This window comes from Microcoleus sp. K4-B3 (genome assembly GCF_036704615.1).
Classification (GTDB): domain Bacteria; phylum Cyanobacteriota; class Cyanobacteriia; order Cyanobacteriales; family Microcoleaceae; genus Microcoleus.
In genome coordinates, this window is the sequence record NZ_JAUBSF010000197.1 from 1 (window position 1) to 2,324 (window position 2,324).

The window sequence follows — 2,324 nt, forward strand, 5'->3', positions numbered from 1 at the left end:
CCTGGCACATCTCTTGATGAAATTATTCGTGCTTATTGTGCAGAAAGAGTGTCTCATACTTATTTGAAATGACTATATGTTTGTGGAGTGCGCCGCCCCCTTATTCAGGTAAAGGTTGTCCGCGCAAACATGGCGAGAAGTTTAAGCTCAATGATGCTAGCACATGGGAAGAACCAACGGAAACTATAGAAATTGATGCGCCAAAGTTAGGTAGGCTCCGAATTAGTTTGTGGCGGGATAAACATTTTCAAGCGGCGGCTAACATCCAAATGCAATTAATACGGGTTGAACGGCTTAAGAATCAGAGCGGACAGTTCGCCAAACCTCTCTGGTTAGCTTGGATGGGTGAAGAAATACTGCCTTTGAATGAAGTTTGGCGACTCTACTTACGGCGCTTTGCTATAGATCATTGGTATCGTTTTGCATTCGCAACGGCTGCATTGGACATTGCCCAAATTAAGCAGCCCAAAACAGTGTGAACGGTGGAGCGATCTGATGCCGTTAATAACCTGGGAGTTGTGGTTGGCGCGTGCAGTGGTGGCTGACAACCCTTTACCGTGGCAGAAATCGATGACCAAATTAACACCTGGACGAGTAGCCCAAAGTATGGGAGGAGTTTTAGCCGCGATTGGTACTCCGGCTGTTCCTCCCAAACCCCGAGGAAAGTCACCTGGATGGCATCAAGGAAAACCCCGGCCAACAAAACCTCGGTGTCCAATTGTCAAAAAAGGGACTTCCAAGCGTAAAAAAGCCTTCAAGAACTCGGTCTAAATCCCAATTTTTCCTCTTCCATATTTTCTTTTAGTAACTCAGCCATAGCTGAGTCAATTTATGCTGCTTAGTCTAAACACCAGTGATTAAGACCAAGCCAAAAAGGCAAGGATAGGGCATAGGCGATTGTCTACATTGACCTATAAGGAATGAAAATTTAATAACTTTAGCGTCTGCTAAATAGTCGAAACGGCACGATAATTCCATTTTGGTAGATATTTATCAAAAATAATTTTCATTGTTTCTTTAAATCCCTTAGCTACTTTTCGACCAGTTTCATAAATTTTATCGCTCACATTTACTACCACAGAAAGCCCGGTTTTAGTATGAGTTTTTGCCATGAGTTTTTTCACTAACTCAAGACTGGTAAAAATTACTCCTTGACAGGCTCTGGTTACGTGAGGAACAAACGATGTTCAATCGGATTATACTTCGATGTATAGGGGGGATAGTGTGCGATTCTAATTTCTATTCCTAGCTCGTCAACTAATTTTTGTAAATCCGATTTAAAGATATGATGATTGGAATTATTACTGCCACCGCCCTCGCATTTTATCAAAATTGAATTGGCTTGAGGGTAGATAAATTTTCCGTAATTAACCCACCATAATTTTATCGATTCACAAGCAAATTCACTCGTGTCTTTACTGATTCCCAGGTTTAAATATCCTCGGTTATGTTGCCGATAATAAATTCCATGAGGTACTACTTTTCCTTCAGCCAAACTCCAAAAATCATGGTCAAATGTCGTAATAGCTTCCGTAGTATATAGACTTCCTGCTCGATATAGATTTCCAATAAATTCCTTCTTTTTCGTGTCCATACTAACAATCGGATTTCCCTGCAACTCATACTCGGCGGTAATTATGGCAAGATTTTCAAATTGTTCATTACGATTCTTGGTTACTCCGGTTGTTTGTTTTTTTTGAGCTGTTTCACATATCCATGTTTTTTTAACAGTTTTTGAACAACTGTTGTACTGACTATTGTTTTCTGAGCTTTCAGACCTTCAACTATTTGTTGCTGGGTAAGATTTGTCCATTTAATTTTTTCCGACATTGGCTCTCCGGCTGTGTGGTTTTTTAAGACTTCTAAAAAACGCTCATTTAAATCATGTATCTCAGACTCCCTAGTTTTTCTGACTCCTCCACGTCGGCGAATTCTCTGTTGATTACAAGTAGTGTCTGATTCACTTTTTAACTCCTTAATTCCCTTGGCTATTGTATTCCTGTCTACTCCCAAAACTCGGGCTATGTAAATAATTCCACCACGACCAAGTTTTACGGCTTCTATCGCTGCATATTTTCTTTGATCTTTTTCAGATAAAGACTGATGATATTTTCGCATTAAATCAGTAATTTCGTCTGAGTAATACATAAATTAAGTTAGTCAGAAATTATTCAAATCAAAAAATCATTGCCGACATAAAAATCACCAAGTATGTATAATATTTGACATCTCTACCGCAACATAAACGGGAGCATAACACTTATGCGATGAGTACAAATACTCAGAAATACCATGCCCCTCATTAGTCCATAATTAAATATGTT

General features: G+C 39.3%; 2 protein-coding genes and 1 pseudogene. 2 read left to right on the plus strand and 1 reads right to left on the minus strand.

Annotation, left to right across the window (positions count from 1 at the left end; translation table 11 throughout):
• The first annotated feature begins 68 nt into the window (after nt 1-68).
• Together QUA78_RS32235 and QUA78_RS32240 are read left to right on the plus strand one after the other, a co-directional pair.
• Nucleotides 69-479 (plus strand): hypothetical protein, encoded by a 411-nt coding sequence (locus QUA78_RS32235; protein WP_333307412.1) that lies wholly within the window; start codon nt 69-71, stop codon nt 477-479.
• Between the two features lie 16 nt (nt 480-495).
• Nucleotides 496-771, plus strand: coding sequence for a hypothetical protein (locus tag QUA78_RS32240; protein WP_333307414.1), 276 nt, complete (start codon nt 496-498; stop codon nt 769-771).
• A gap of 176 nt (nt 772-947) precedes the next feature.
• Here the strand turns inward: QUA78_RS32240 and QUA78_RS33045 are convergent.
• Nucleotides 948-2,148 (minus strand): annotated as a pseudogene (locus QUA78_RS33045) (ISAzo13 family transposase).
• Between the last annotated feature and the right edge of the window lie 176 nt (nt 2,149-2,324).